The organism is Brevibacillus sp. HB1.2 (assembly GCF_013332495.1).
In the GTDB taxonomy this organism is placed as follows: Bacteria; Bacillota; Bacilli; order Brevibacillales; family Brevibacillaceae; genus Brevibacillus; species Brevibacillus porteri.
This window is the reverse complement of the sequence record NZ_JABMIU010000036.1, coordinates 1-2582: the sequence shown is the minus strand read 5'-3', so window position 1 is coordinate 2582 and position 2582 is coordinate 1. Positions and strand designations below refer to the sequence as shown.

Annotated in this window: 1 protein-coding gene; it reads right to left on the bottom strand. The window is 42.9% G+C overall.

Going from position 1 to position 2582, the window contains the following annotated elements; genetic code table 11:
- Positions 1–133: 133 nt before the first annotated feature.
- Positions 134–1999 (bottom strand): reverse transcriptase domain-containing protein, encoded by a 1866-nt coding sequence (locus HPY28_RS30015; RefSeq protein WP_174231970.1) that lies wholly within the window; start codon positions 1997–1999, stop codon positions 134–136.
- Positions 2000–2582: the final 583 nt, after the last annotated feature.

Genomic DNA, 2582 nt, shown 5'->3' with positions numbered 1-2582 from the left:
AAGTAGAGTAGGTACCCAGCGCCTTTCTTCATTGCTGAAGTAGGTTTCCAAGAACCCCTCCCCAAACCGTACGTACACCTCTCGATGTATACGGCTTTCCACACTAACTACAATGTCCGTTATTTGAAGTCACTTAGCTCAGCAAGCCTAAGTGTAGTTTTTCGTGACACCCAGTTGAACCAGGTTTTGAGCACAAAACTAATGTCTTACGTTGCCTGGAAATCATGACCTGTTCCCATTTTTTCTTGCCCTTGAGGTCTTTCAATTTTCTAACGTGGTGAACCTCCATCTTTCCCATAGTTTCCCCACACCATTCGCAGGTGTTAGCCAACAACCGTTGGACGATACTGGTTCTGCTTCTATAGAAGCTTTCGATGGCTGGTTTGTTATCTACGTCAGCATCGGTTTCATTCGTCCCGTACGAGAAGTTGAGCGACCGATATTGAAAGCCTTCATTATAGAATAGTCCAAACTTTTCATCCTTTGCAGTCTTATAGACCACTCCAAGTTGACCATCATGAACATAGTCCTTTTTGTTCTTCATTATCTTGGCGACTTTCGTTTTGTGCTTGTTTGCCAAGGTTTTGAGGAAACTATACCTCATGATGTGATATAGACCATTGAGCTTTTTTACGTCTACAGCCAGCTTGTAATAGTTGTACAAACCTCTTATTTCGCTGTTATAGACACATAGGATTTCGTAATCTCCGATGGGTAGTAGTGGCTTTCTATGCGTAGATTTCCACGTTCCATCCTGCTCAATGACGAGTGCCTGCTTCTTCAACAAGAAATCTCTCATTTTTTCATGAGGAATAGAGAGAAATGGTTTATTCAGTTTGGACCGCATCCTTTGATGCTTTCCATTCTGTAATACTTTTTCCCCTTCGTCCTTTTTGCACATGAAGATGTGATATCCAAGGAAGAGCACCTTGTCTGCACCATGTGTAACGAGAGTTTTCTCTTGAGATAAGTTTAACTTCAAACTTTCTTTCAAGAATTTAGTCAGTTCAACTTTGACTTGTTCTGCATCTTCTTTGGAACCACTGATACCAATAAGGAAATCGTCAGCATATCTGGTGTACGTCATTCGTCTAAAGGATTCGTCCATCGGGGCCAATGTTGGGACCTTATATTGTTGAAGACGGACTTCCTTGAGTTTCTTCAAGAAAGCTTTCTTTTCCTCATCCGTTTGACTTTCCCAGCTCAGTTTGGCTATATTTCTCATTTTGTAAATCTTGTTGTCTATAGCCTTGTATTGTTTGCTGCGCTGTCGTTCTTTTCCCTTATTGAATTTCTTGATTACTTCCTCCATGTACTTGTCTAGCTCGTTCAGGTAAATATTCGCTAGGATAGGACTAATAATCCCACCTTGTGGCGTTCCTGAGTAAGTATTATGGAAGGTCCAGTTCTCAAGATACCCAGCTTTGAGAAACTTCCAGAGAAGCGAAATGAACCTATGGTCGTTTATCCTTTTGGATACGATGCCCGTTAGTACATGGTGGTCGATGTTGTCAAAGAATCCTTCGATATCACCTTCTACCCACCAACGAGTCCCATTGTTGCTGACTTTGATTTGTTGAAGTGCTGTGTGGCAGCTTCGTTTGGGTCTGAATCCGTGAGAAGAGTTCTTGAAGTGTCTCTCGAAAATTGCAGAGAGAATTTCCTCAACAACTGTTTGCAACAGTTTGTCTTCAAATGACGGAATACCCAGTGGTCTCTTTTTGGTGCTATTCTTTTTGGCAATGTACGTTCGACGCGACGGATTCGGACTGAAGGTTTGGTTCTTGAGTTTGACGATAAGTTCATCAATTTTTTCAACTTTAAAGCCGTCAATCGTTTTTCCATCTGCGCCTGGAGTCATGTTTCCCTCTTTTGCGTAAATCTTGCCGTACGCTCTGAAGTAGAACTCCTTATTGTACAAAATTCGGTACAGGTCATTGTGAACGTAAGATTCTTCTTTACTGGACAAGGTATACAATATGGCTTCAGGGTTTCGCATGGTATCTCACCATATCCTTTCGCTTATTGTATGGTTAGGCTGTTCCCCTTCGCCATGTAATGGGCTTTCCCCATCTCGGACTACTACGGGAACTCCGTTACCATATCAGATTTTCAAGTCCTAAAGACTATAGCACCAATTTGCTTTCTTGGTAGAAAATTGGTGCGCTCTGACTTAGGTAATCCCCAGTAAGCACTGCACGCATAATTTGTTACATAGTTTCGGATGCACCTTTCGCCGTTTATCCTTTTACCGGGATTGGGGGAGTGATGTACCAACGATACTTGTAATGTTTTTATACAAGCATCCATACACTCCATCAACACTTAAATAGGCGTGTGTTGACAGTGACGATTACCACCCTCTGGCTAGTGTTCAAGCAGTATAGCTTTCATCCTTGTCTATGCGTTTCACCTTGCAGGTTCAGTCGTGGCTACACCTATTTCGCCAACTTTCCTGCTTTGTCCGACATGCTCCAGTCACCGCGTCAGTTTCCTTTCACGGGTAGTCGGCTGGTGATAGGCAAATGTTGGTATAGCCTAGCTGCTTAAGCAGCAATGCGATGCAGCCCGTCTGGGCGCAC

Coding starts and splice junctions, on each gene's coding strand:
- HPY28_RS30015 (WP_174231970.1), bottom strand. CDS start 1,999: ATGCGAAACCCTGAAGCCATATTGTATACCTTGTCCAGTAAAGAAGAA.